Origin of the sequence: Neobacillus vireti, from assembly GCF_036962465.1 — a bacterium.
GTDB classification, from domain to species: domain Bacteria; phylum Bacillota; class Bacilli; order Bacillales; family Cytobacillaceae; genus Neobacillus; species Neobacillus vireti_B.
The window spans coordinates 1-23,756 of record NZ_JBALNF010000063.1 but is presented as its reverse complement, the minus strand read 5'-3'; the positions used below and the strand labels follow the sequence as shown (position 1 = coordinate 23,756).

General features: G+C 37.7%; 28 protein-coding genes. 20 read left to right on the top strand and 8 right to left on the bottom strand.

Annotated elements, in window-relative coordinates:
- From V7077_RS22930 to V7077_RS22900, 7 genes are all read left to right on the top strand, one after another.
- The coding region (locus V7077_RS22930) for a phosphocarrier protein HPr (protein ID WP_335506269.1) at nucleotides 1–201 on the top strand (201 nt) is incomplete at its 5' end.
- Nucleotides 201–1,913, top strand: a complete 1,713-nt coding sequence (gene ptsP / locus V7077_RS22925) for a phosphoenolpyruvate--protein phosphotransferase (RefSeq protein ID WP_335506267.1) — start codon at nucleotides 201–203, stop codon at nucleotides 1,911–1,913. The genes V7077_RS22930 and ptsP, both read left to right, overlap by 1 nt.
- Nucleotides 1,914–2,158: 245 nt before the next feature.
- Nucleotides 2,159–2,302 (top strand): hypothetical protein, encoded by a 144-nt coding sequence (locus V7077_RS22920; protein WP_335506265.1) that lies wholly within the window; start codon nucleotides 2,159–2,161, stop codon nucleotides 2,300–2,302.
- 110 nt (nucleotides 2,303–2,412) lie between these two features.
- Nucleotides 2,413–3,048 (top strand): FMN-dependent NADH-azoreductase, encoded by a 636-nt coding sequence (locus V7077_RS22915; RefSeq protein WP_335506263.1) that lies wholly within the window; start codon nucleotides 2,413–2,415, stop codon nucleotides 3,046–3,048.
- Nucleotides 3,049–3,311: 263 nt separating this feature from the next.
- Nucleotides 3,312–3,785: a hypothetical protein gene (locus V7077_RS22910; RefSeq protein WP_335506261.1), complete on the top strand. Its 474-nt coding sequence runs from the start codon at nucleotides 3,312–3,314 to the stop codon at nucleotides 3,783–3,785.
- Between the two features lie 158 nt (nucleotides 3,786–3,943).
- A complete protein-coding gene (locus V7077_RS22905; RefSeq protein WP_335506258.1) occupies nucleotides 3,944–4,825 on the top strand; it encodes an NAD(P)-dependent oxidoreductase in 882 nt (293 codons plus the stop codon).
- Nucleotides 4,826–4,898: 73 nt separating this feature from the next.
- Nucleotides 4,899–5,075, top strand: a complete 177-nt coding sequence (locus V7077_RS22900; RefSeq protein ID WP_335506256.1) for a hypothetical protein — start codon at nucleotides 4,899–4,901, stop codon at nucleotides 5,073–5,075.
- Nucleotides 5,076–5,299: 224 nt separating this feature from the next.
- Here V7077_RS22900 and V7077_RS22895 read toward each other — a convergent pair whose 3' ends face one another.
- From V7077_RS22895 to V7077_RS22875, 5 genes are all read right to left on the bottom strand, one after another.
- The gene (locus tag V7077_RS22895; RefSeq protein WP_335506254.1) at nucleotides 5,300–6,454 is read right to left on the bottom strand and encodes an aminotransferase A; all 1,155 of its coding nucleotides are present in this window, start codon (nucleotides 6,452–6,454) and stop codon (nucleotides 5,300–5,302) included.
- Nucleotides 6,455–6,614: 160 nt separating this feature from the next.
- Entirely contained in the window at nucleotides 6,615–6,815 is a 201-nt protein-coding gene (locus V7077_RS22890) for a hypothetical protein (RefSeq protein ID WP_335506252.1), read from the bottom strand.
- Between the two features lie 239 nt (nucleotides 6,816–7,054).
- Nucleotides 7,055–7,534: a YkyB family protein gene (locus V7077_RS22885; RefSeq protein WP_335506250.1), complete on the bottom strand. Its 480-nt coding sequence runs from the start codon at nucleotides 7,532–7,534 to the stop codon at nucleotides 7,055–7,057.
- A 95-nt stretch (nucleotides 7,535–7,629) separates the two neighbouring features.
- The gene (locus V7077_RS22880; protein WP_335506248.1) at nucleotides 7,630–8,502 is read right to left on the bottom strand and encodes a metallophosphoesterase; all 873 of its coding nucleotides are present in this window, start codon (nucleotides 8,500–8,502) and stop codon (nucleotides 7,630–7,632) included.
- A 124-nt stretch (nucleotides 8,503–8,626) separates the two neighbouring features.
- Entirely contained in the window at nucleotides 8,627–9,478 is an 852-nt protein-coding gene (locus V7077_RS22875; protein ID WP_335506246.1) for a C39 family peptidase, read from the bottom strand.
- 138 nt (nucleotides 9,479–9,616) lie between these two features.
- Here V7077_RS22875 and V7077_RS22870 point away from each other — a divergent pair, with 138 nt between their 5' ends.
- From V7077_RS22870 to V7077_RS22815, 12 genes are all read left to right on the top strand, one after another.
- On the top strand, nucleotides 9,617–10,828 hold the full coding sequence (locus V7077_RS22870) for an EAL-associated domain-containing protein (RefSeq protein WP_335506244.1): 1,212 nt from the start codon (nucleotides 9,617–9,619) through the stop codon (nucleotides 10,826–10,828).
- A 72-nt stretch (nucleotides 10,829–10,900) separates the two neighbouring features.
- Nucleotides 10,901–11,137: a hypothetical protein gene (locus V7077_RS22865; RefSeq protein ID WP_335506242.1), complete on the top strand. Its 237-nt coding sequence runs from the start codon at nucleotides 10,901–10,903 to the stop codon at nucleotides 11,135–11,137.
- 218 nt (nucleotides 11,138–11,355) lie between these two features.
- Nucleotides 11,356–11,592, top strand: coding sequence for a YkuJ family protein (locus V7077_RS22860; protein WP_098526949.1), 237 nt, complete (start codon nucleotides 11,356–11,358; stop codon nucleotides 11,590–11,592).
- A gap of 115 nt (nucleotides 11,593–11,707) precedes the next feature.
- A complete protein-coding gene (cbpB, locus tag V7077_RS22855; protein WP_335506239.1) occupies nucleotides 11,708–12,151 on the top strand; it encodes a cyclic-di-AMP-binding protein CbpB in 444 nt (147 codons plus the stop codon).
- A gap of 57 nt (nucleotides 12,152–12,208) precedes the next feature.
- On the top strand, nucleotides 12,209–13,711 hold the full coding sequence (locus V7077_RS22850) for an MDR family MFS transporter (protein WP_335506237.1): 1,503 nt from the start codon (nucleotides 12,209–12,211) through the stop codon (nucleotides 13,709–13,711).
- 35 nt (nucleotides 13,712–13,746) lie between these two features.
- The gene (locus V7077_RS22845) at nucleotides 13,747–14,634 is read left to right on the top strand and encodes a LysR family transcriptional regulator (protein ID WP_335506235.1); all 888 of its coding nucleotides are present in this window, start codon (nucleotides 13,747–13,749) and stop codon (nucleotides 14,632–14,634) included.
- A gap of 54 nt (nucleotides 14,635–14,688) precedes the next feature.
- Nucleotides 14,689–15,417, top strand: a complete 729-nt coding sequence (gene dapD, locus V7077_RS22840) for a 2,3,4,5-tetrahydropyridine-2,6-dicarboxylate N-acetyltransferase (protein ID WP_335506232.1) — start codon at nucleotides 14,689–14,691, stop codon at nucleotides 15,415–15,417.
- A 77-nt stretch (nucleotides 15,418–15,494) separates the two neighbouring features.
- Nucleotides 15,495–16,613, top strand: a complete 1,119-nt coding sequence (locus V7077_RS22835; protein WP_335506230.1) for an N-acetyldiaminopimelate deacetylase — start codon at nucleotides 15,495–15,497, stop codon at nucleotides 16,611–16,613.
- 275 nt (nucleotides 16,614–16,888) lie between these two features.
- Nucleotides 16,889–17,437: a peroxiredoxin gene (locus V7077_RS22830; RefSeq protein ID WP_335506227.1), complete on the top strand. Its 549-nt coding sequence runs from the start codon at nucleotides 16,889–16,891 to the stop codon at nucleotides 17,435–17,437.
- A 60-nt stretch (nucleotides 17,438–17,497) separates the two neighbouring features.
- Nucleotides 17,498–17,953 (top strand): TlpA disulfide reductase family protein, encoded by a 456-nt coding sequence (locus V7077_RS22825; RefSeq protein WP_215040616.1) that lies wholly within the window; start codon nucleotides 17,498–17,500, stop codon nucleotides 17,951–17,953.
- Between the two features lie 115 nt (nucleotides 17,954–18,068).
- On the top strand, nucleotides 18,069–18,980 hold the full coding sequence (locus tag V7077_RS22820) for a DUF4349 domain-containing protein (RefSeq protein ID WP_335506223.1): 912 nt from the start codon (nucleotides 18,069–18,071) through the stop codon (nucleotides 18,978–18,980).
- Between the two features lie 68 nt (nucleotides 18,981–19,048).
- Complete coding sequence (locus tag V7077_RS22815) at nucleotides 19,049–19,708, top strand: potassium channel family protein (protein WP_335506221.1); 660 nt, start codon at nucleotides 19,049–19,051, stop codon at nucleotides 19,706–19,708.
- A 198-nt stretch (nucleotides 19,709–19,906) separates the two neighbouring features.
- Here V7077_RS22815 and rnjA read toward each other — a convergent pair whose 3' ends face one another.
- The 3 genes from rnjA to def all read right to left on the bottom strand — a co-directional run bounded on the left by rnjA (nucleotide 19,907) and on the right by def (nucleotide 22,793).
- Nucleotides 19,907–21,574, bottom strand: coding sequence for a ribonuclease J1 (rnjA, locus tag V7077_RS22810; RefSeq protein ID WP_335506219.1), 1,668 nt, complete (start codon nucleotides 21,572–21,574; stop codon nucleotides 19,907–19,909).
- A gap of 3 nt (nucleotides 21,575–21,577) precedes the next feature.
- Nucleotides 21,578–21,790 carry a DNA-dependent RNA polymerase subunit epsilon gene (locus V7077_RS22805; RefSeq protein ID WP_335506216.1) on the bottom strand — a complete coding sequence of 71 codons (213 nt, stop codon included), beginning with the start codon at nucleotides 21,788–21,790 and terminating at the stop codon, nucleotides 21,578–21,580.
- Between the two features lie 448 nt (nucleotides 21,791–22,238).
- Nucleotides 22,239–22,793, bottom strand: coding sequence for a peptide deformylase (gene def, locus V7077_RS22800; protein ID WP_335506214.1), 555 nt, complete (start codon nucleotides 22,791–22,793; stop codon nucleotides 22,239–22,241).
- Nucleotides 22,794–22,971: 178 nt separating this feature from the next.
- Here def and V7077_RS22795 point away from each other — a divergent pair, with 178 nt between their 5' ends.
- Nucleotides 22,972–23,631 carry a YkyA family protein gene (locus V7077_RS22795; RefSeq protein ID WP_335506212.1) on the top strand — a complete coding sequence of 220 codons (660 nt, stop codon included), beginning with the start codon at nucleotides 22,972–22,974 and terminating at the stop codon, nucleotides 23,629–23,631.
- Nucleotides 23,632–23,756 lie beyond the last annotated feature (125 nt).

Here is a 23,756-nt window from a genome sequence, read left to right as displayed (position 1 = left end):
GTACAAACAGCTAGCAGATTTGATTCTGAAATCACTTTAGAATATAAAGGGAAAACCGTTAATCTAAAATCTATTATGGGTGTAATGTCTCTAGGTGTAGGCCAAGGCGCAGACATTAAAATTGCAGCAGAAGGCAACGATGCTAACGATGCATTACAAGCGCTTGAAGATACAATGAAAAAAGAAGGATTGGCAGAATAATGACTTTTTTAAAGGGTATTGCTGCTTCAAACGGTATTGCAATCGCGAAGGCATACCGTCTTGTTGAACCGGATCTATCGTTTGAAAAAAAATCAGTTGAAGATGTAACAGCTGAAGTTGAACGATTCCGAAAGGCGATGGAAATTTCAAAATCTGAACTTGAAGCAATTCGTGAGAAGGCCCGCGTAGACCTTGGCGCAGACAAAGCAGCGATTTTTGAAGCGCATCTTCTTGTTCTAAGCGATCCGGAACTAAATGCACCAATTGAAGACAAAATTCAATCAGATCAAGTAAATGCAGAGTCTGCTTTAAAAGAAACAGCAGATATGTTCGTTATGATGTTTGAACAAATGGATAACGAATATATGAAAGAGCGGGCTGCGGATATTCGTGATGTAACCAAGCGTGTACTTGCGCATTTGTTAGGCGTTCAGCTTGTTAATCCAAGCATGATCGCTGAAGAGGTTATTATTATTGCAGAGGATTTAACTCCTTCTGACACAGCCCAATTAAATCGTAATTTTGTAAAAGGATTTACAACAAATATTGGCGGACGTACATCACATTCAGCTATTATGGCACGTTCACTTGAAATTCCAGCTGTTGTAGGTACAAAAACAGCGACAGAAGAAATAAACAATGGCGATCTTGTGATTGTTGATGGACTAACAGGGGAAGTACATATTAATCCAACCCCTGAACTTGTAGAACAATATCGTAAAACCCATGAAGAATATGAGCTGCAAAAAGCGGAATGGGCTAAGCTTGTGAATGAACCAACTATCTCTGCTGATGGCCATCATGTTGAATTGGCAGCTAATATTGGTACACCTAACGATTTAAAGGGTGTTATTTCTAATGGCGGCGAGGGTGTTGGTTTATATCGAACAGAATTTCTTTATATGGGCCGTGACCAGCTTCCAACTGAGGAAGAACAGTTCGAATCTTATAAAGCTGTCCTAGAAGGTATGGCAGGTAAGCCTGTTGTTGTTCGAACATTGGATATTGGCGGGGATAAAGAACTGCCATATTTAGACTTACCAAAAGAGATGAATCCATTCTTGGGTTTCCGGGCAATTCGTCTATGTTTGGAAGAGCAGGATATTTTCCGGACACAGCTTCGTGCACTATTACGTGCTAGCAGCTATGGGAATTTAAAAATTATGTTCCCAATGATTGCAACTTTAGACGAGTTCCGCTCTGCGAAGTCAATTCTTGAAGAGGAAAAAGCTAAGCTTCTATCAGAAGGTCAAACAGTAGCTGAAAAAATTGAGCTTGGAATCATGGTAGAAATTCCTTCTACTGCTGTTCTAGCCGATCAATTCGCTAAAGAAGTAGATTTCTTTAGTATTGGTACCAATGATTTGATTCAGTACACGATGGCTGCTGACCGTATGAATCAGCGTGTGTCCTACCTTTATCAGCCTTACAGCCCATCAATCCTAAGACTGGTTAAAATGGTGATTGATGCTTCGCATGCTGAAGGAAAATGGACAGGCATGTGCGGTGAAATGGCTGGAGATGAAACGGCTATTCCAGTTCTTCTTGGTTTAGGCCTTGATGAGTTCTCGATGAGTGCAACTTCTATTTTAAAAGCTCGTTCTCTTATTAGGAACTTAAAGAAATCCGATATGGAAAATCTGGCTAAAGAAGTATTAAACATGCAAACAACTAGCCAAGTTATCGAAGCTGTTAATAATGCTACAAAGTAAATAATATAGAAAAAAGACCAACTGCTAATAGTTGGTCTTTTTTTAACATAAAAATTTTGGAGTATTTAAAATTAACAGATATTATGTTTTAAATTAGGGAAAATAAGGTATTATTAAGGGTATAAGTATCTTTAATTTTTTATTTTTTATCCGTTTTATAGGTATAAAGAAGCAAAAAGTTCGAATAACTAAATGGGCCAAAAAGTACATATGATAATAATATGAGTTGATGGAGGTGAATGTGAATGGAACAAAAACCGCTGCACTATGATGGAAGTTCACAACTCAGCCAGGCTGCTGAGGCATTGATTAATGAACCCTTTCAAATGACTGATGAAATAAGACTTAACATTGGTCATAATCCTTTCTCTTTGGATACAAACGAATAATGTAAGGAAAAAGGAATTTGCCTAATTTGGTAAATTCCTTTTTAGATTATAATCAGCCTTTTTGATTCATACTAAAATGACTTTAAAATTGACATGAAAGGTGAATGAACATGGCTAAAGTATTGTATATTACAGCTCACCCGCATGATGAAGCACAGTCCTATAGCATGGCAGTAGGTAAGGAATTTATCAATGAATATAAACAAGTGAATCAGAATGATGAAATAATCCACATAGATCTTTATAAGGAAAATATCCCGCATATTGATGCTGATGTCTTCAGTGGCTGGGGCAAGCTTCGTTCAGGTCAGGGTTTTGATCAACTTTCTGCTGATGAAAAAGCAAAAGTGGGAAGGTTGAATGAACTAAGTGATCAATTTGTATCAGCCGATAAATATGTATTCGTCACTCCGCTTTGGAACTTCTCTTTTCCGCCAATTATGAAAGCTTACCTTGATTCTGTTGCAGTAGCAGGGAAAACATTTAAATACACGGAAAAGGGACCAATTGGACTCCTGCCTGATAAAAAGGCATTACACATCCAGGCGCGTGGCGGTTTTTATTCTGAGGGACCTGCCGCACAACTTGAAATGGGTCATCGCTACATTGGTGTTATGATGAGTTTCTTTGGTATACCAAGTCTTGAAGGGTTATTTATCGAAGGGCATAACGCTATGCCGGAAAAGGCGCAGGAAATAAAAGAGAATGCCATTAACCGTGCCAAGGATTTAGCACACACTTTTTAATAAAGATATGGAAATGAGACAGGAAACTGTCTCATTTTTCTATTGTTTTTCCAAGAGTTTCCTCCTAATATCTTGTATAATAGAAATAAGATGAATTCAAAAGGAGGAATGGAATCCAATTCTTTTATGATAGGAAATGCCTATCGTGTAGACGGTGGTATGGTAGAAGGAATTTAAGTTGATTTATTATCCATAGATTAACCTTTCTTAACGTTTATTACCAATGTATTATGGCTAAGGTAAGAATAAAGGGAGTGTTATGGTTGAACAAGAAAATCCGGCTAATAGGTACCTTTATCATAGGAATCGTTTGTATTGGATATTTAAGTGGCTGCGGCTTACTCTATTCAAATGAACTGATTGTCAACCGCTATGCAGACGCCTTACTTACAAAAAATAATGAATTACAGTTCCGATTCCGAATTAATAATGATTTATTAGATGGTCACCAATTATATAAGGTGAAGGTAACCATCCACGATGATAAACTAGCTCGAGCTATTGGTAAAAGAGAGATTATTTATGGTGAGGAGCAAGTTCAAAACGGTGATTATTTAGAAACAAAAGGCCTCAGCGACAAGTATATATTTATGGACCCGCTTCCGTTAAAAGAGGATCTAGATATACAAGAACTTCGCAATTTGATTGAGCGGGATCAGGCTGTTTCGATTGAAGTATTTAATGACAAAGAAGTATTAGGCCGTGCGTATTTAACAAATTTTTCTTCTGAGTTATAAACATGTTTAAGAACTATTTATATGGGACAATCTTAGGATGTGCATAAATTTGGAGATGGAGCACTAAGACCGGACGTTCAACGTACCGGTCTTATTTATGTCAATTTTGCGGGGAAGTGGTAAAATGGAGAGAATTAGTTAAGGGAGGATGAGTTAATTTGTTAGTACCGAAAAATACAGTAATAGGGTTTATTGGAACAGGTGTAATGGGGAAAAGTATGGCAGGGCAACTATTAAAAGCTGGTTATCCTTTAGTCGTCTATTCTAGGACAAAGGGAAAAGCTGCTGAACTTCTGGAAAATGGTGCCGAGTGGGCAGAAACCCCAAAAGCGGTTGCAGAAAAGGCCAATGTTGTTTTTACCATCGTTGGTTACCCCTCAGATGTCGAGGACATTTACTTAGGTGAAAACGGGTTAATTCCAAATGGTAAAGCTGGTAGTTATTATATCGATATGACTACTTCATCCCCATCTCTAGCAAAGACTATTTTTGAAGCAGCCAAAACAAAAGGAATTCAGGCCATTGATGCTCCGGTTTCTGGAGGAGATGTGGGTGCTCGAGAGGCAACGCTCTCCATTATGGTCGGCGGTGAAGAGGGAGCCTTTAAAGCCGTTAAACCTTTATTTGAGCTTATAGGCAATAATATTGTTTATCAAGGAAAGGCAGGGGCTGGTCAACATACCAAAATGTCTAACCAAATTGCCATTGCATCAAACATGATTGGTGTTTGTGAAGCCATCATTTATGCAGAGAAAGCGGGATTAGACCCTGAAAATGTTTTAAAAAGTATTTCCACTGGAGCAGCAGGAAGCTGGTCTTTAAGCAACCTTGCGCCGCGAATGTTAAAGGGTAATTTTGAACCTGGTTTTTACATAAAACATTTTATTAAAGATATGAAAATTGCTTTAGCGGAAGCTGAGAGGATGGATATGCAAGTACCTGGATTATCGTTGGCAAGGTCATTGTATGAGCAATTAGCAGAAAAGGGTGAAGAAAACAGCGGTACACAAGCACTTTATAAATATTGGAAAAACGAATAGTGTGCGGCCATTTTTTGGCTCGAATAAATTAAACCTAACTTCAAGAAACTAATTCTTGATAGGAGGGATTATGATGGCTAAACGGACAAAAAAGAATGATCCGCAGCAAAAAAATAAAAAAGGCTTTGACTCGGCAGTATTAAACGAAGAATTTGCCCATGAAATGGGTTCTGCTGCTACTAATAAGATTCACAAAGATAAAGCGAAGAAAGAAAAAGCCTCTAAAAATAACGGTAAATATGAAGGTTAGAAAAGCGAAAGCGCCCTTTTAGCAGCGTATGGCCTGGAGTGATTCAACTGAGATAAAGGAAACACGAAGAGTTAAAGCTTTTTCAATGTAGACTTTTCGTAGGGAGAAACGCGAAGGACACTAGCTGCTGGGCGTAGGAGCTGGACCATTCTCAAAGCAAAATTATAGCTTTTCTTATCACAGTAAAACCCTCACAAGTCTTGTGAGGGTTTTATTTTGTAACCTTATTTCCATTTTTTGAAAAAGGATTCCATTTTGTTGAGTCCTTGTTCTAAATCAGCCATCGAACAAGCAAAAGATATACGAAAGAAACCTTCCCCATATTCCGAAAATGCACTGCCTGGAACGACGGCAACCTTGCTCTCAAGAGCAAGCTTCAGGGCAAAGTCAAAACTGTTTAATGGAATAGCGTCTGGGATTTTTACAAAAAAGTAAAAGGCGCCATCAGGCTTCACTACCTCTAGTCCCATAGCGGTTAAACGATTATTAACATACTCTCTTCTTTTGCTATACTCTTCTTTCATTATATCGGCATCATTGATGCCCGCCGTCAAAGCCTCATACGCGGCTTTCTGGGCGATAGAATTGGCACAGGACACATTATACTGGTGAACCTTTAAAATATGTTTGGTGAGGTATTCTGGGGCAAATAAAAAACCAATTCTCCAGCCTGTCATCGAATGTGATTTAGATAAACCGTTAATGACTATCGTTTTCTCTTTTAAAAAGCTGGCGATTGAAGTATGTTTTTGCTCAAAGGTAAGTTCACTGTAGATTTCATCTGCAAGGATAAAGATGTCCTTCTCTCTAATAAAATCTGCAATTTCTTTTAATTCACCGCTAGATAGACTCACGCCGGTAGGATTAGATGGATAAGGCAGGACAATACAGCGCGTTTTGTCTGTGATATATGGTTTAATCATATCTAATGTAAAACGGAATTGGTTCTTCCGTATATCAACGTGTACTGGGACGGCGCCCATCATCCGAATAATCGGCTCATAGCCTGGATAAATAGGTCCGGGCAATAAAACCTCTGCTTCTTCTCCAAGGATCGTCCGGAATGCAATATCAATCGCTTCGCTTGCACCCATCGTAACAATGACTTCTGATTCTGCTTTGTAGTGTAAATTATATTTTGTTTCAACAAATTCACATGCTGCTTTTCTCAATTCAAGCGTGCCAGCATTATGAGTATAGGAGGTAAAGTCCTCCTCGATTGCCCGAATTCCCGCTGCTTTTACATGTTCAGGAGTGGGGAAGTCTGGCTGTCCAATTGTAAAGGAGATAAGGTCTTCTATGTCTGCGACGAGATTAAAGAACTTTCTAATTCCAGAGATTTCAATGTTCTTAACGCTTTTATTTATTAAGTGGTCCATTATGTACATCCTTCCGCGATACAATAATTATCATGATTATAGACTATTTTGGGGGTGAAATACTACCATTCCAATTTATTCATTCATCCAAAATAAAAAAACGGTCCTAATTGTTGATTAAGACCGTTTTTTGCTGGTTATATATAAACTTTTTTTACTTTTAATATCCGTATGCCCAATCGATTTCATCTTCGTGCCAAAAAACTGGTGACACAGTTCCGAAATCTACTGTTTTGTTATTAAGTTTGCATAAGCAATTATTGCAATCACATTGCTCTTTGATGTTTTCGAAAAAGGAATGTTCAACATCTTCAATAAACGTAATGTTCCGTTCCTGAAAAAGGATAGCTGTTCCCTTCATTGTAAAGCACCTCTTTATTAGTTTAATTCTGCTTAATTTAGTACGTCATTATTGTAAGTCGAATTCATTATGTAGTCTATGAGTCACAAGAGTTGTTCACAAAATTCTCAATAAGATGTAGCAAAAATAAGAAATCGTTTTCACGAGGCAGTTGCTTGGCGAGGCAATTAGGCAGCAAATCGATGGTATCGAAAAAAATGAAAAAAGCCAGAACACCTTCTGGCTTTGGTTTGGATTTATTAGTAACGTTCACCTAATTTTTTGAATATAGGTTTTTGGTAGGTTCGTTGGTTTGTTCGAGGGGAAGAAGCTTGATTCTCCCATTCAGAAATGCCTGTATAGGATTGGAGCAGGGCTTTAGCTGCACTAAGTGAGATATGAGCCTTGGGATTTCTAACATTGCCATCTAGTTTTCCGAGATGGGGAAGATCCTGAAAATCTGATTTTGTAGGGGGAATATGAAATGTATATTTTCCACACTCAACAAGTACATCGGATTGCTGCTGACTATTTCGCGGATGATCAGAAAAATGGAGACCAATCTTCCTGGCCTTTCCTTCATCAATCAATTTTTTTAAGGATTCCTGTTTTAATTTGTATAAAAATTTGGGGTTAATGGCTGTTTTTGCATGGCGATTTACGATAAAAACAGCTTGGGAGAGGTTCTCAATCGTTAGATTTAATTTAGTTCGGGGATAACTCTGATCATGATTCAACATATGGACTCCTTTCATTCTGTAAAAACATCTATATTATACCTTTTTTTTAGGAAAATAGAAATAAGTTGAAAATATTTTCCCGCTCTTCGTACATCTTACCTAGATGATTTAAGTGTAAAAATCGTCAGCTCAGGTTTAGCCATAAACCGAAACGGCAGACGTGTTGTCCCTATCCCTCTATTAACGTAGAGAGTCAAGGGATACCTCCCTTCTATTCTAAAGAGACCCTCAGGATATAATTGCGCAAATGGGGGAATTATCAGTGCCCCTAGAATGGGCAGTTTAACTTGTCCACCATGACTGTGTCCACTAAGCTGCCAATGAATAGGATATCTTGAAGCGGCCTCTGCAAGGTCAGGTGCATGAGATAACAATAGGTTAAAGTGATTGTTTTGTACATTTTTCAAGGCTAATGGTAAGTCAGGATTCCCTAACATCGCATCATCTATTCCAATCAAGTAAAAGCTGCTTCCATCTTTTAATTTAATTGCTATAGACTGGTTCAAAAGAACTTTAAAGTTAGTAGATTCCATGATATTTCGATATATTTCTGATCCATAACCACCGTGGTCATGGTTGCCATAAATGCAATACTTCCCAAGAGGTGCATGTAATCGGTCCAAAAGTGGAACTAAATCATTTAATTTAGAATACTTGTTGGGTTCATCCATTAAATCACCCGTAAATAAAATAATGTCCGGATTTAAGTCGTTTATTTTGGTCACTAACTTTTTAAATTGTGCTAAATCGTAGTGAAAACCAAGATGAGTATCGCTAAATTGAATAATTTTTGTACCTTCAAAACTTTTTGGGATTAATGGGTGATTCATATCCAATTCGTTTATTTCCAGCAGGGAGGGCTCAATGCGATTGGCATAAAAATAGCCCCCTGAACTTAATCCGAGAACGGTCAGGAATGAACCGATAATTCGTTTTAAAAACGTTCTTCTTGTTTGCTTTTTAATCATAGTATAACCATCCTGCCTTTTTAACGATAAAAGTATATCTCAGTCTAATGAAAAGGTTGTCTGTATGTGTTTATTCAAAAAAAAGTGAAAAAATGCTAAAAAAGCAGTCAAAAAAGACTGCTTTCTATTTATAACTAACCGCACGTGATTGTAATGCCTTCCATGATCTTATAAATTGTTCCTTGTCTACCTTTACTTGTTTTCGTCCTGATAATGGATCATTTAAATATACATGATTGGTATCATATCCTACTAATACCACTGCGTGCAAATCAAGGGGTGTTTTGATGAAATGATTACCATGATACCAGCCTTCCCAGCGGTCGGGCAGACGGTAATCTCCAGTCGTCCAAACCACAACGGGATAACCTGTGGAAACATGCGCTAATACGCTGTCAAAGGGCTGATTTGTTAAATTTACAGCTCTTCCGGGAAGTTTTTGATTGATTAGCGCAACCATTGGCTGATCAAATACCGCATAGCCGGCACGTCTTCCAGTCATGTCCCCAACAAATCCATCAGCAGGGTTCCCCCAGCGTAATATATCGCCTCTAGCCGATTTAATGAGCGGGTCCGGGTCTTTCTGAATCCTTCGGTATAAATCCATTTTATCTGTTTTGACGCCAGCGTAATCTAAGACCATTGCTAGACTGGTCACTTCACAGCCATATCTTAATTCAGGGTTTTGTTTAATTAACACCACATTTAGTAAAGTGGATGATTTTCTTGGAATAGTACTAACCGTCTGATTAACTTTTTTCTGTCCCTCTATATTCGTTATCTGCTCTGATACATCATTAAGGGTGTAAGATTTCCGGCTAGCCCTGTCGAGTGCCGCTTCCTGTTTACTGTTGCTTTTTATGTTTGTAGTGTCTGTAATTTTTAATTTTTGGAATTCCTGTGGGTTTGAAACAGTATTTGAGTGGCTGCAGCCCATCATAGTCAGTAAAGATGTTAATAAGTATAAACCTTTCACAAAACACTCTCCTTTGGGAAGCACTGACTATAGGTTATGATTGTATCATGGATGCTATAATGGTATCCTTTTGGAAAAGAACGAGATGGGGAAATTAAGCGTATGGTATAATGAGAAAAATTAGATGGAGGAAGTCGGATGGATGCATTGGAAATCTTATCGGATCTTGAAAATGTTTTTCCTTATTTTCAACCGATATTTAATGCGGATGAGCAGAGTGTAATTGCTTACGAAGTATTGGGACGATACCAATCAAAGGGAAATGTCATTAGTCTGGGACCATTTTTTCATGATGATCAAATCCCTGATGAATATAAATATGAAGTGGACTTATTAGTAGTAAAGAAAGCACTCGAAAAAGTTTTAGGTCTTGACGAGGATATCCTGATTTTTTTAAACCGAAATGCAGAGTTATTGATGTATGGACACGGAGAACCGTTTTTACAAGAGTTATTGGAATTTGAAAAAAGGGGACTCCGTTTAAGCCGGATTATTTTAGAAATTTCTGATCGGAATTATCAAGGGGATTTAGACCAATTTGATCATCTCCTTCACTATTATCGAACATATGGGTTAAAGATTGCGATGGCCAGTATTGGTGATGAAAGTCATTACTTTGAGCGGATTGGACAGCTTGAACCCGATATTCTAAAAATAAACCTTCAAGCACTAAAATCAACAGCTATAGGGGTGAATTTTAATGATGTCTTGTTCTCCTTGTCACTTTTGGCAAGGAAAATAGGGGCAACTCTTCTTTTTGAGAATATTGAAATGAATTATCAGCTCCAGTTTGCATGGAAAAATGGAGGGCACTATTATCAAGGTTTTTATTTACATCCCCCAACAGATGAATTTATTAATCGGGATCTTCTTAAGTATCGCTTAAAGGAGAAATTTCATGATTTTATTGCCTATGAAAAGCGGAAATTAGAAGCTGTATATACTACAGTTGAATATTTCCAAACCATGGTTCAGGACATAGTGAATAAAAATAAAAAGGCAGGATATGAGGCGTTATTCCAGGCGTTGATTAAGGAAATGGATGACATTGCTTTTCGGATGTATGTATGTGATGAAGATGGTTTCCAGAAATCAGCCAATATTTTTAAAGGGGAAAATGGCTGGATGACTCAATCCGTATACTTAAATAAAAATTGGAGCTGGCGGCCGTACTTTCTGGAAAACATTATTAAGATGCGGCATGAACAAAAGGGCAGATTATCCGATTTATATGGTGATATTGAAACAGGCGAAACGATTCGGACCTTCTCTTTCCCAATGAACGATAACGAATATTTATTTATTGATATTTCCTATCGATATTTATTTGAGCATGACCAATTATTGTAATAATTGGGCGGGTATAGAATGATTTATGAAGTGGAATTTTAATGATAACGTTCATTAGAAGGAGTCCTGCTTATGAATCTTTTTGAAAATATCCTTTCCATTGTGATTATTGGTGTACTTGCCTTTTCACTCATCCACACTTTTTCCGTTGCGAGACAGCATAAGGCAGTCGAAGGAAACTTAGATACAAAAATTTCAGAACATGTCCAAAAGAGTCCGTATACAAAAAATCCGATTTTTCTGGCATATGGAATCTTTTTTGCTCTAGCATTGTTCATTATTCTTTTTTTTGCCATAACATTTTATTGATAGGTCTCCTGCTAAAGGGGCCTATTTTTTCTTGTTTGTTAAAAAAATCATGATTTCTTCATTTTTATTTGGACAAATGTGGTCTATTATCTTATTCTTTTAATATTGGCATAAAAACTTGGCTGTCAAATTTTGAAATCATTTGACTAGGATAGAAAGATGCCAAATGAGAAACATAACTGTAGACAGTTTGTTTGTGTTAAAAGGAGGATAATTTGATGTCACAGCTACAAGGTATATTAACTAGGTTAAAGAACCTTCAGGAACAATCAACGAGTGGAGAACCAGCACAACGTTATTTTGAGGTAAATGGTGAAAGAAAGTGTCAGGTAACCTTTCATCCAAAGACTGAAACATTTGAATTGGAAATCTATAACGAGAAGGAAAAACCAAAAAGATACCAATTTGATAACATTGATATGATTACAATTGAAATCTTTGATTTAATTCAGTAGGAGCCTTTCATGGTTCCTTTTTTTCTGTAGAAAACGGTTTTAAAATTAACCCGGACTCCTGGAAACTGTGATAGAATAGGTCTGTAGAAAAACATAATTGAGGAGTATTCGACGTATGATTAGTCTTCCTAGCGGGGAATTCTTAGAATTAACAATTAAACAATTAATGATACCATCTGAGCGCGTTGCTCATGTGCAAATCGGCAACAATCTGGAGCATGCCCTATTGGTATTGACGAAAAGTGGTTATACCGCTATACCTGTCTTAGATCCACATTATAAGCTACATGGGCTGATCAGCACCCCTATTATAATGGATTCTATTCTCGGGCTTGAACGGATAGAGTTTGAACAGCTGGAAAACAAACGGGTCGAAGAAGTGATGAAAAGCTCTATTCCCCGCGTGGGAATATCAGCATCTATCAGTCAATGTTTAGACTTGTTAGTCAACCAACCATTTCTTTGTATTGAAAATGAAGAGGGCTTTTTTGAAGGGATTTTACCAAGAAGCACTGTATTAAATCAACTAAGTAAAGTCGTTAAGAGATATAAAAAATAGCCGTTAGCGCGCTGCTCCCATTTGGGAGCTCTATTTTTTTACGATAAGAGGTGGGCAATGAGTATGGATATTGATACGTTTGGAACTCCGAAAAGCAAGCAAACCAAAAAGTCACTCGTACTAGCTTCGGTAATGCTCGCCATGTTCATGGGGGCAATTGAAGCCACAATTGTTTCGACAGCTATGCCGGCAATTGTGGCAGATTTGGGTGGGTTTACCTTATATAGTTGGGTGTTCTCTGCATACCTTTTAATGAACTCGGTTACAGTTCTGATTTATGGAAAACTATCTGATTTATTTGGGAGAAAACCAATTTTAACGATTGGAATTATCATTTTTTTAGTTGGTTCGATACTTTGTGGGTTTGCTGGTTCCATGAAAACACTGATTATTTTTCGGTTGATTCAGGGCTTTGGGGCAGGAGCTGTTACACCAATTGCTACAACCATTGTAGGGGATATTTATACTACTGAGGAACGAGCTAAAATTCAAGGCTATCTTTCTAGCGTTTGGGGGATATCTGCCATTACAGGGCCTGCCGTCGGCGGCTTACTCGTTCAATATGTCAGCTGGCATTACGTATTTTGGATTAACATTCCGCTTGGATTGTTATCATTGGTTGGTCTTTGGTTATTTCTTCATGAAGATATTGTAAAGAAAAAGCACGAAATAGATTATTTTGGAGCGATCCTTTTAACCATCACGATTTCAACCCTTATGTTTATTCTTATTGAAGGGGAGAGCCGCTGGTCATGGGGATCATGGCAGTTAATTGGCCTGCTGCTAGTAACGGCTATAGCTTTAATTGCCTTTGTCATTCAAGAAAGCAAAGCTGCTGAACCAGTTATGCCATTTTCCATTTGGAAGGAACGATCCATCTTTATCGCCAATATTACATCCCTGACATCTGGGATTATCTTAATTGGGATATCAAGCTTTTTACCAACCTTTGTTCAAGGTGTGATGGAACAAACACCGATTGTGGCAGGATTTACATTAACTACGATGTCAATCGGCTGGCCAATTGCATCCACCCTTTCTGGAAAAATGCTCATTTCCATCGGATATCGAAAAACTTCTATTATCGGCGGTGCGTTTTTAGTACTGGGAAGTGTTGCCTTTATAACAATGTCTGCCTCTTCGGGACCGATTTGGGCAGCTGTCGGCTCTTTTCTTGTAGGGGCAGGAATGGGATTTACTTCAACAGCCTTCATTGTTTCGATTCAAAGCACTGTTGAATGGCAGCAGCGGGGAATCGCAACTGCCGCAAATATGTTTATGCGGAACTTAGGGAATACCATTGGTGCCGCTTTATTAGGTGGTGTTTTAAATAATAGAATGACTCATTTTTTTGCAGAGAATAACAAGTCTTTAACTGTTGAGGATGCCAATAAGCTATTAAAGGTCGGCCAACGAAATCAATTGCCTGCTTCTGTGAGAACGATTTTACAGGACGGGCTGACCTTCTCTTTACACTCTGTTTATTACGTTGTATTGACCTTTGCCGCTATCAGTATGCTTTTAATCTTATTTATTCCTAAAAAGAAATTGGAATCATAGTTCTTTAGACAAAAAAGAGAAAGGAGGCTTTGACCTTGTCTTCCATATCAGAATTTCAGTTATTGTCGGTTTTAGCTCAGGAAATGAATATGAGAAAGGCTTCAGAACGGCTGTTTGTATCGCAGCCGGCTCTTTCGCAACGTTTACAAACTATTGAGAAGGAATGGGGAACAAAACTATTTATCCGCTCACAAAAGGGGTTATCACTAACACCTGCCGGGGAACATGTCATTGATTTTGTAAATGAGATTTTAACAAAACAGGAAAAGGTCCGTGAAACGATTGATTCCCTTCAAGAAGGTGTCTCTGGTACATTAAAAATTGCTGTGGCTTCCATCGTAGGGCAGAATTGGCTTCCAGAAGTTTTAAAAAAATTCATTGATAAATATCCACAAGTGAAAATCTCATTAGTAACAGGCTGGAGCAGTGAAATTCTAAAATCTTTATATGATGACCAGGTACATATTGGGATTATCCGCGGAACTCCTGATTGGAAAGGGATAAAAGTGCATCTTTTTAATGACCCTCTTTATCTTGTCGATCGAGAAATTACCCAGCCGGAGCAAGTTTTAAAGACCGACCGGCCTTTTATCCAATTTAAAAGTGATTCTAACTACTATCAAGAAATCCAAGATTGGTGGATGCTAAAATTTAAAACATCTCCAAAAAGAACGGTTGTCGTCGACCAAATCGAAACGTGTAAACAGATGGCTTTTAATGGCATAGGTTACGCTATATTGCCATCGATCACTCTTAGAAAAGCGGATCGGGGTATTTTTAAAATCCCTTTAGTCGATGAGAATAATGAACCGTTAAAACGCGATACTTGGTTATTAGGATATGAGTCTGCATTCCAATTGAAACAAGTTCATGCCTTTATGGAACTAATTAAGGAATATATCGCTGAATCTTCTGAAGGTTAAGGTTGTTTTTTTCTTGTTTTCAGTCCTTTTGTTTGTTAAAGTATTTTTTAGTACATGAATAGGGGGCAAGTTAGAAAAATGATGGATGCACATGAAATTATATCTTTTATTGCAAATAGTAAAAAATCTACACCTGTTAAGGTTTATTTAAAAGGTGATTTAGAAGGTATTGAGTTCGGAAACGAAGCAAAAGCCTTTATTAATGGAAATACAGGTGTTGTTTTTGGCGAATGGGCTGAAATTAATACAGCATTAGAAGCTAATAAAGGTAAAATTGAAGATTTCGTTGTCGAAAATGACCGACGTAATTCAGCCATTCCATTGTTAGATACAAAGCATATTAATGCAAGAATCGAGCCAGGTGTCACTATCCGTGACCAGGTAGAAATTGGCGATAATGCTGTTATTATGATGGGGGCCGTTATCAATATTGGTGCTGTTATCGGCGAAAAAACAATGATTGATATGGGGGTAGTTCTTGGCGGAAGAGCAACTGTCGGAAAGAACTGTCATATTGGAGCAGGAACGGTATTAGCTGGTGTAATTGAGCCGCCTTCCGCACAACCTGTTATCATTGAAGATGATGTTCTAATTGGTGCTAATGCAGTCGTGCTTGAAGGTGTAAAAGTTGGGAAAGGCTCTGTTGTTGCTGCAGGAGCAGTAGTAACAAAGGATGTACCGCCTTATACAGTTGTTGCTGGTACACCTGCAAAGAAAATTAAAGATATTGATGAAAAGACAAAATCAAAAACAGAAATCATGCAAGAGCTTCGTCAATTATAGGCGGACAAGCATGGAATGATTGAAAGCGTGGATCTAAATCCACGCTTCTTCTATCGAGATAGAAAGGTAGGTATCATATGAAATCATTAATCGACATACGCAGGGATCTACATCAAATACCGGAACTCGGTTTCCAAGAATTTAAAACTCAAAGCTATCTTTTAGCAACAATAGAATCTTTCCCGCAAAACCGGATTTCCATAAAAAAGTGGAAAACAGGATTACTAGTAAAGCTTGATGGACTGAACCCCTCAAAAACCATAGGTTATAGAACAGATATTGATGGTCTGCCAATCACCGAAGAAACGGGTTTAGATTTTTCTTCGTCACTCAAAGAAAGGATGCATGCCTGCGGTCATGATTTTCATATGACAATTGCTTTGGGTGTGCTGTCTCACTTCATACATAACCCTATAAACGACAATCTTCTATTCCTGTTTCAACCTGCCGAAGAAGGCCCTGGGGGAGCAGAACCTATGTTAAAATCGGAAGAAATACAAGAATGGATGCCCGATTTAATATTTGCCCTTCACATTGCACCGGAGTATCCAGTTGGGACAATCGCTTTAAAAGAAGGTTTATTGTTTGCCAATACGTCTGAATTATTCATAGATCTAAAGGGAAAAGGCGGACATGCTGCCTACCCGCATCAAACAAATGATATGGTTATTGCTGCCTGTTCTCTTGTTAGCCAGTTGCAAACGGTCATTTCAAGAAATGTTGATCCATTAGATAGTGCTGTAATCACGATAGGAAAAATAACTGGCGGGACCGTCCAAAATATTATTGCTGAAAAGGCAAGACTTGAGGGAACGATTAGAACTTTATCTCCTGAAGCAATGAAGAGGGTAAAACATCGAATTGAAGCCCTTGTTAAAGGGATTGAGACCGGGTATGAGTGTGAAACTATGATTGATTATGGCTCGATGTATCATCAGGTTTACAATACTGAATCGGTGACAAGGGAATTTATTGAGTATATTAGAAACGAAACGGATGTAACAGTAGTTGAGTGCAGGGAGGCCATGACAGGGGAGGATTTTGGCTATATGCTTAAGGAAATCCCTGGGTTAATGTTTTGGCTCGGTGTAGATTCGCCGTATGGACTTCACCATGCCAAACTTAATCCCAATGAAGAAGCAATCGATGTAGCTGTCAGGGTATTGACAAGTTATATCTCATATAAAGGCAACTAAGCTTGATGGCTGGCAAGTCAGATTACTTTCTTCAAATTGGTTAATTGTGCTAAAATAAAAAGGAATAATGTTACATATTGTCGTTTATTCTCACGGAAATAGGAAAAACTGACTAAGGGGAAATTGAGATTGTAATTAATAATAAATACTTATTTAAATTAATTATAATTTAATATTTACTCAAGGTAGAATTGTCCTATAATGAGGATTGTAAAGGATGGCCCATATTAATGGCTGTTCAAAATCTCATTTAAATAATTTTTGGAGGGATTTTAATGCCAGAACGCATGGTAGGCAAACAAGCACCACGCTTTGAAATGGAAGCCGTATTACCAAACAAAGAATTTGGAAAAGTAAGCCTAGAAGAAAACATGAAAAACGATAAATGGACAGTATTGTTCTTCTATCCAATGGATTTTACATTTGTTTGTCCAACCGAAATCACGGCAATGTCTGATCGCTTTGAAGAATTCGATGACCTAGATGCAGTGGTTGTTGGTGCTTCTACCGACACTATTCATACCCACCTTGCTTGGATTAATACAGACCGTAAAAACAATGGTCTTGGCCAATTAAATTACGCACTAGCTGCTGACACAAATCATGTAGTCTCACGTGATTATGGCGTGTTAATTGAAGAAGAGGGAGTAGCCCTCCGCGGTCTATTCATCATCGATCCAGAAGGTGAATTAAAATATTCAGTTGTTAACCATAACAATATCGGCCGTGATGTAGATGAAACATTACGTGTTCTTCAAGCATTACAAACTGGCGGCCTTTGCCCAGCTAACTGGAAACCAGGACAAGCGACATTGAATGCTTAATTGATCAAGGATAGACCTAACCTAAAGTGTTAGGTCTTTTTTAAAACAGGGGGTCTTATCATGAAATTACGCGAACAAATGCCAGAATTAGCTGGTGCAACCGAATGGTTAAATGGCCAGGTAACAAAAGAAGACTTAGTTGGTGAAAAACCAACTTTAATTCATTTCTGGTCAATTAGCTGTCATTTATGTAAAGAGGCAATGCCTCAAGTAAATCAATTCCGAGATGAGTATAAAGAAAAATTAAATGTAATTGCAGTTCATATGCCACGTTCAGAAGATGATTTGAACCTTGAGGAAATTAAAAAAGTGGCTGCGGAACATGGAATTACACAGCCAATTTTTGTTGACAGTGAACATAAACTAACAGAAGCGTTTGAGAATCAATATGTACCTGCTTATTACGTTTTTGACCGTGAAGGCAAACTCCGCCATTTTCAAGCAGGAGGCAGTGGAATGAAAATGCTCGAAAAGCGTGTCAATCGCGTACTAGATGAACTGGAAAAAACAGAATAAATATATATAGATGAACTGTCCCTTAACGGATAGTTCTTTTTTTGTCATGTAACCATGTAACCTTCGAAATAAATAAACGTCGATATGATTAAATAGAAAATGAGGGGGCAAGCAGATGAGAAGGTCTAAAAGGGCCATATCGATTTTGTTCATGGTTATGTTAATTGGTCTGGCTGGATGCAGCAGTTCGGGGAATAAGGATGAAAGTGCAAAATTGAGTACGGAAAGCAAAGAAGTAATGGACTCTGGTCAGTCTGCAAGAAATGAAGAATCGTTGACCTCAACTGATCGTAACCCAGAAAAATCGGTGAATGCAGTAAAAGTTAAAGTAGAGAATCAGATGGTTATTTATCAGGCGGAGCTCGAGCTACGTGTGAAAAATTTTGACCAAACTCTGCAAAACCTAGAAAGTAGAGCAAAAAGATATGGTGGTTATATAGCAGAATCGACTGTAGCCAAAGATGGGAATGAACAAGTAAGCGGCAGTTTGAAATTGAGAATCCCTCAGGAAAACTTCCAGGACTTCTTAACTTATGCTGAGGGGGAGGCCGCTGAGGTTCTGCAGAGGAATATTAACGGGCAGGATGTTACTGAGGAATATGTTGACCTGGAATCGCGTTTAAAGTCTAAACGGGCAGTTGAAGAGCGTCTGCTTAGCTTTATGAAAAATGCAGGTAAGACAGAGGATTTACTGAAGATTTCTGCGGATTTAGCAACTGTTCAAGAAGAGATTGAGATTATCGAAGGAAGAATGAAATATTTAAAAAATCAGACGTCCTTTTCAACTGTGAACATCACCCTGCATGAAAGGAAAGTAGTGGTTCCTAATTTGGATAAGGATCAACTAAATACGTGGGAAAAAACAAAAAAACAATTTATGAAAAGTACAAATTTACTGTTAGCAGGACTCTCGGGGTTAGTTGTGTTTATTATCGGGAACCTGCCTGTTATGATTATTTTCATCCTAATGGGCTTTCTTGTTTATCTATATTATAATAAGAAAAAAAGCCACAACAGGCAGGAATAATTGTTTTAAGCTATCGTGTTTAATTTAAGATATATACAGACTTAGTTCTTATGGGGGAGTTTTTCTACATGAAAAAAAGTTTTGCAGTAATTGGGCTTGGAAGGTTTGGTGGAAGCATATGCCAAACATTAAGTGAAGAAGGAATGGAAGTACTAGGTATTGATATTAATGAAGAACGAGTCAATCAATACAGCATGATTGCTTCCCATGCAGTAGTCGGTGATACAACAGATGAAAATGTCTTGAAAAGTTTAGGGATTCGTAATTTCGATCATGTGATTGTCGCCATCGGTGATGACATTCAAGCGAGTATCTTAACCACCCTAATTTTGAAAGAACTAGGCGTGGCTTTTATTACAGCCAAAGCACAAAACGATTATCATGGTAAAGTACTTAAGAAAATTGGGGCTGATCAAGTCGTTCACCCTGAAAGGGATATGGGAAAACGGATAGCTAACAATATTGCTTCTAATAGTGTGCTGGACTATCTTGAACTATCTGCTGAACATAGTATTGTGGAGATTGTTGCAAATAAAAAACTAAGCGGAAACACAATTATGGATTTAGATATACGCAAGAAGTACGGGTTAAATATTGTTGCAATTAAAAGAGGAGAAGAGATTATCGTCTCACCTCAAGCAAAAGAAACCATTAACAGTAATGATATATTGATTGTCATTGGCAATGATCACGATATCGACCGGTTTGAGAAACGAGTATTAGAATAGAAAAAAGCGGAAGGCCTCGGCTCTTCCGCTTTTCTCGTCGCTTGGTGTTAACTGTTAATAAAAGGACTGTTTACGTCCAGCTCCAGCGCCTAGCCCCTCGATGGTCTACAGCCACTCAGGAATGAAGGCAAAGAACGCCTTCATTCCCTGAATGGCTTATGCTTGTCGGGGCTGTTCACTGCGCTTTAAGTCTGATCTTTATACTTCCATAATGATTGGTAAAATCATTGGTCTGCGTTTTGTCTTTTCGTAAAGGAAAGGTGCAAGTGTATCTGTGATCTCATTCTTAATTTCAGACCATTGGCTCGTTTTTCGTTCCATCACTTTATTTAAGTGTTTAGTGATCAGGTTCTGAGCGTCATTGATTAAATCGCCTGATTCCCTCATGTAGACAAATCCTCGGGAAATAAGGTCGGGGCCTGATGAAATTTTAAATTCTTTCATATTGATACTAACTACTACAACGACTAAGCCTTCTTCTGAAAGAATACGTCTATCCCTTAAAACAATATTGCCGATGTCGCCTACACCACTGCCGTCAATATAGACTGAACCGGAAGGGATTTTTCCAGCAACTTGTGCCGTGCTATCAGATAGAGCCAGTACTTCACCATTGTCCATAATAAAACAATTTTCTTCCTCAACCCCACAATCAACCGCAAGCTTGGCATGCATTTTTTGCATCCTATATTCACCGTGAATGGGCATAAAGAATTTAGGCTTAATTAAGCGCAGCATTAATTTTTGTTCCTCTTGTCCACCATGTCCAGAAGTGTGGATGTTACTTAACTTACCGTGGATTACTTCAGCTCCGGCGCGGTACAACATATTTATGGTCCTGCTTACGCTAATAGTATTCCCAGGAATTGGAGAGGACGAAAAGACCACAGTATCACCAGGAATAATTTGAATTTGTCTGTGGGTTCCATTTGCAATCCTCGACAATGCCGCCATTGGTTCGCCCTGACTGCCTGTACAAAGTATTGTCACTTTTTCCGCAGGTAATCGATTAATTTGATTTGATTCTATAAATGTTTCTTTAGGGGCCATAATATAGCCTAATTCAAGCCCGATATTAATAGCCGCTTCCATGCTGCGGCCAAACACAGCAACCTTTCTTCCGTTCACAACAGCTGCTTCTACTACTTGCTGCAGTCTGTGAATGTTTGATGCAAAGGTTGCAAAGATAATCCGGCCATCCACTTTTCTGAAAATATCATGGATACTTTCACCCACACGGCGCTCGGACATGGTGAAATCAGGAATTTCGCTATTTGTACTATCCGATAGAAGGCATAGAACCCCTTCCTTGCCTATTTCAGCCATTTTGGTTAAATTAGCTGGTTCACCTACGGGGGTAAAATCAAATTTAAAATCACCTGTATGGACGATTTGTCCTGGAGGGGTTTTTACAACAATACCATAGGAATCAGGAATACTGTGGGTGGTACGGAAAAACGTTACGGATGTTTTGCGGAACTTAATGATATCGTCTTCTTTAATTTCAATCAGTTTAGCATTTCGTAATAATCCGTGCTCTTCTAATTTATTTTTAATTAACCCAAGGGCAAGTTTGCCGCCATAGATCGGAATATTTATTTCACGAAGTAAATAAGGGATACCGCCAATGTGGTCTTCGTGTCCGTGGGTTACGAATAATCCTTTGATTTTTTCTTCGTTTTTAACTAAATAAGTGTAATCCGGGATAACATAATCGATCCCTAATAATTCATCCTCCGGGAATTTAATACCGGCATCGATTAATATAATTTCATCTTGGAACTGAACTGCATACGTATTTTTGCCTATTTCCCCTAAACCACCCAAGGCAAAAACAGCAGTTTGATCATTTTTTACAAATTTCATAAATTATCCAATCTCCAATACTTTAAAGTCTTCATTTTGTTGTTCATATTCTAAATAAGCTCCGTTAACTTCTTGTACATGTTCTACATTAAAACCGCGGTCAGCGATTTTTTTTCGTACATCTCTTACCGATTCACCTTCAACAAAAATAGTTTTAGTGTTTTCTCTAACGGGAACTTCTGTAACCTTTTCTTGATAATATACTTTAAATATCATGACAATTTCGCTCCTTATTGAATCATAACTTTTTCTATTATATAAAATATTTTCATCTTTTTCATTTATTTTCTTTGGGGACGCCGTGGACTATATATGAAAAGTATGTAAATTTAATTCGTATTACTACAATTTACAATAATGAAGGAGCCCTTCGCAAGTTTGAAGGGCCCTTTAAAGAATTAGGCAATAGATTTTTTTCTAAGTAAATCGTTCCACTGTTTTAAGAGCTTCTTTCTTAGCTTCTTTAACATAGTGGATCATCTCCTTACCTTTATTTTATACGAACCTTGTCCAAAGTAAAGCAGGCTATGGCAGATAATTGAAATTTTTTTACTGTAGATATTTTTTTACTATTATTATATGAGGAAAATTAGGTATTCTTTCATGGTATAAGATGGAATAATAGTGAACAAAAAAACACTGGCCTAATGAAAAGGCCAGTGTCCTATCTTTCGATGGAGATTGCTCCTTCGACCGGTTTAAAAGGATCCTTTTTATCAATATAGTCATAAAACATAATGCCATTAAGATGGTCAATTTCATGCTGGAAGCAAATTGCAGGCAGACCTTTTAGACGAAGTTTAACTTCCTCTCCCTCAAGAGTCACTCCTTTAACAGTAATCCGAGCATACCTTGGAACATATCCTGGAATGGCTTCATCCACTGATAAGCAGCCCTCCCCAGATTGTAGGTAGGCTTTCTCAACCGAATGACTGACAATCTTGGGGTTAAATAATGCATAGCTGTATAAAGTTCCTTTATCGTCAGTGAGATGTACAGCAATCATCCTTTTTGACACATTTATTTGCGGAGCAGCTAAACCAATCCCTGGACGAAGGCTATATTTACTGGCAATTTCGCTGTTTTGGCTGTTTATAACGTATTCTAAAAGACTGGCTAAGGTTTGTTTATCCTCTTTGGATGGCGGTAATACTACCTCTGCTGCCACTTTCCGAAGGGTTGGATGCCCGTCTCGAATGATATCCTCCATTGTTAACATGAACATTTCACTCCTATAGTTCCATAAAGTTAAGTCACCAGGATTAGTCTATCAAACAATAGACAAAAAGTTAATAAATGTTTCCTATTGAATTTTGCTCGACATTCGTTGTTTAGGATATTGTCAAACAAACTTTATACAGATATAGTAGGAATTGCAATAGTAAGGAGGTTAGAAATTGTTAGTAAAAGGAAGAAGCAGTATGCTTTTAATCGTCGCGGCTATTATTTTTATTTTATCAGGATGTGCAGAAAAAAAGACCACGACAGAAAAAATGTATGATGTACTGGAAAATGTTGTTAATAAAGAAAAGGTATTTGAGGAACAGCAAGAACCATTAGTTGCTTTAGAAAAACAAGAAAAAGATGTATATGACCAAATTATTAAACAAGGTATGAAAGAATATGATCAGATTGTCAAGCTTTCAGATGAAGCTCTTGCCTTAGCAGACAAACGAAAAGACCGTTTAGAGCAAGAAACGACAAGCCTAAAAGAATCCGAACAGGAATTTTCAAAAGTTGCTGATTTAAAAAAGCAATTAGAGGATCCTGCATTAAAGGAACTGGCAGCTGAACTTTATAATATTATGATGAGAAGATATGAAGCACATAGAGATTTGTATAAGCAATACTCTCTGGCTCTCCAATATGATAAAGAATTATATCAAATGTTTAAAAATAAAAATCTGCCCCTTGAAGATTTAGAAGCCCAAATCAATAAGCTGAATGAATCGTATCAAAAGGTATATGCTGCAAATGATCAGTTTAATAAATATACGGAACAATATAATGAAAAAAAACTTTCCTTTTATAAAAAGGCAGGACTAAAAACAAAGTAGATCTTAAATCGGCTGACCAACAGCCGATTTTTTCTATATTATAACAAGTGTCTAAAATGTGACATTGTGTATAACAGTTTGCTTGATTTACTGATACAGTTATTTTAAGAGAATTAATTTTAAGG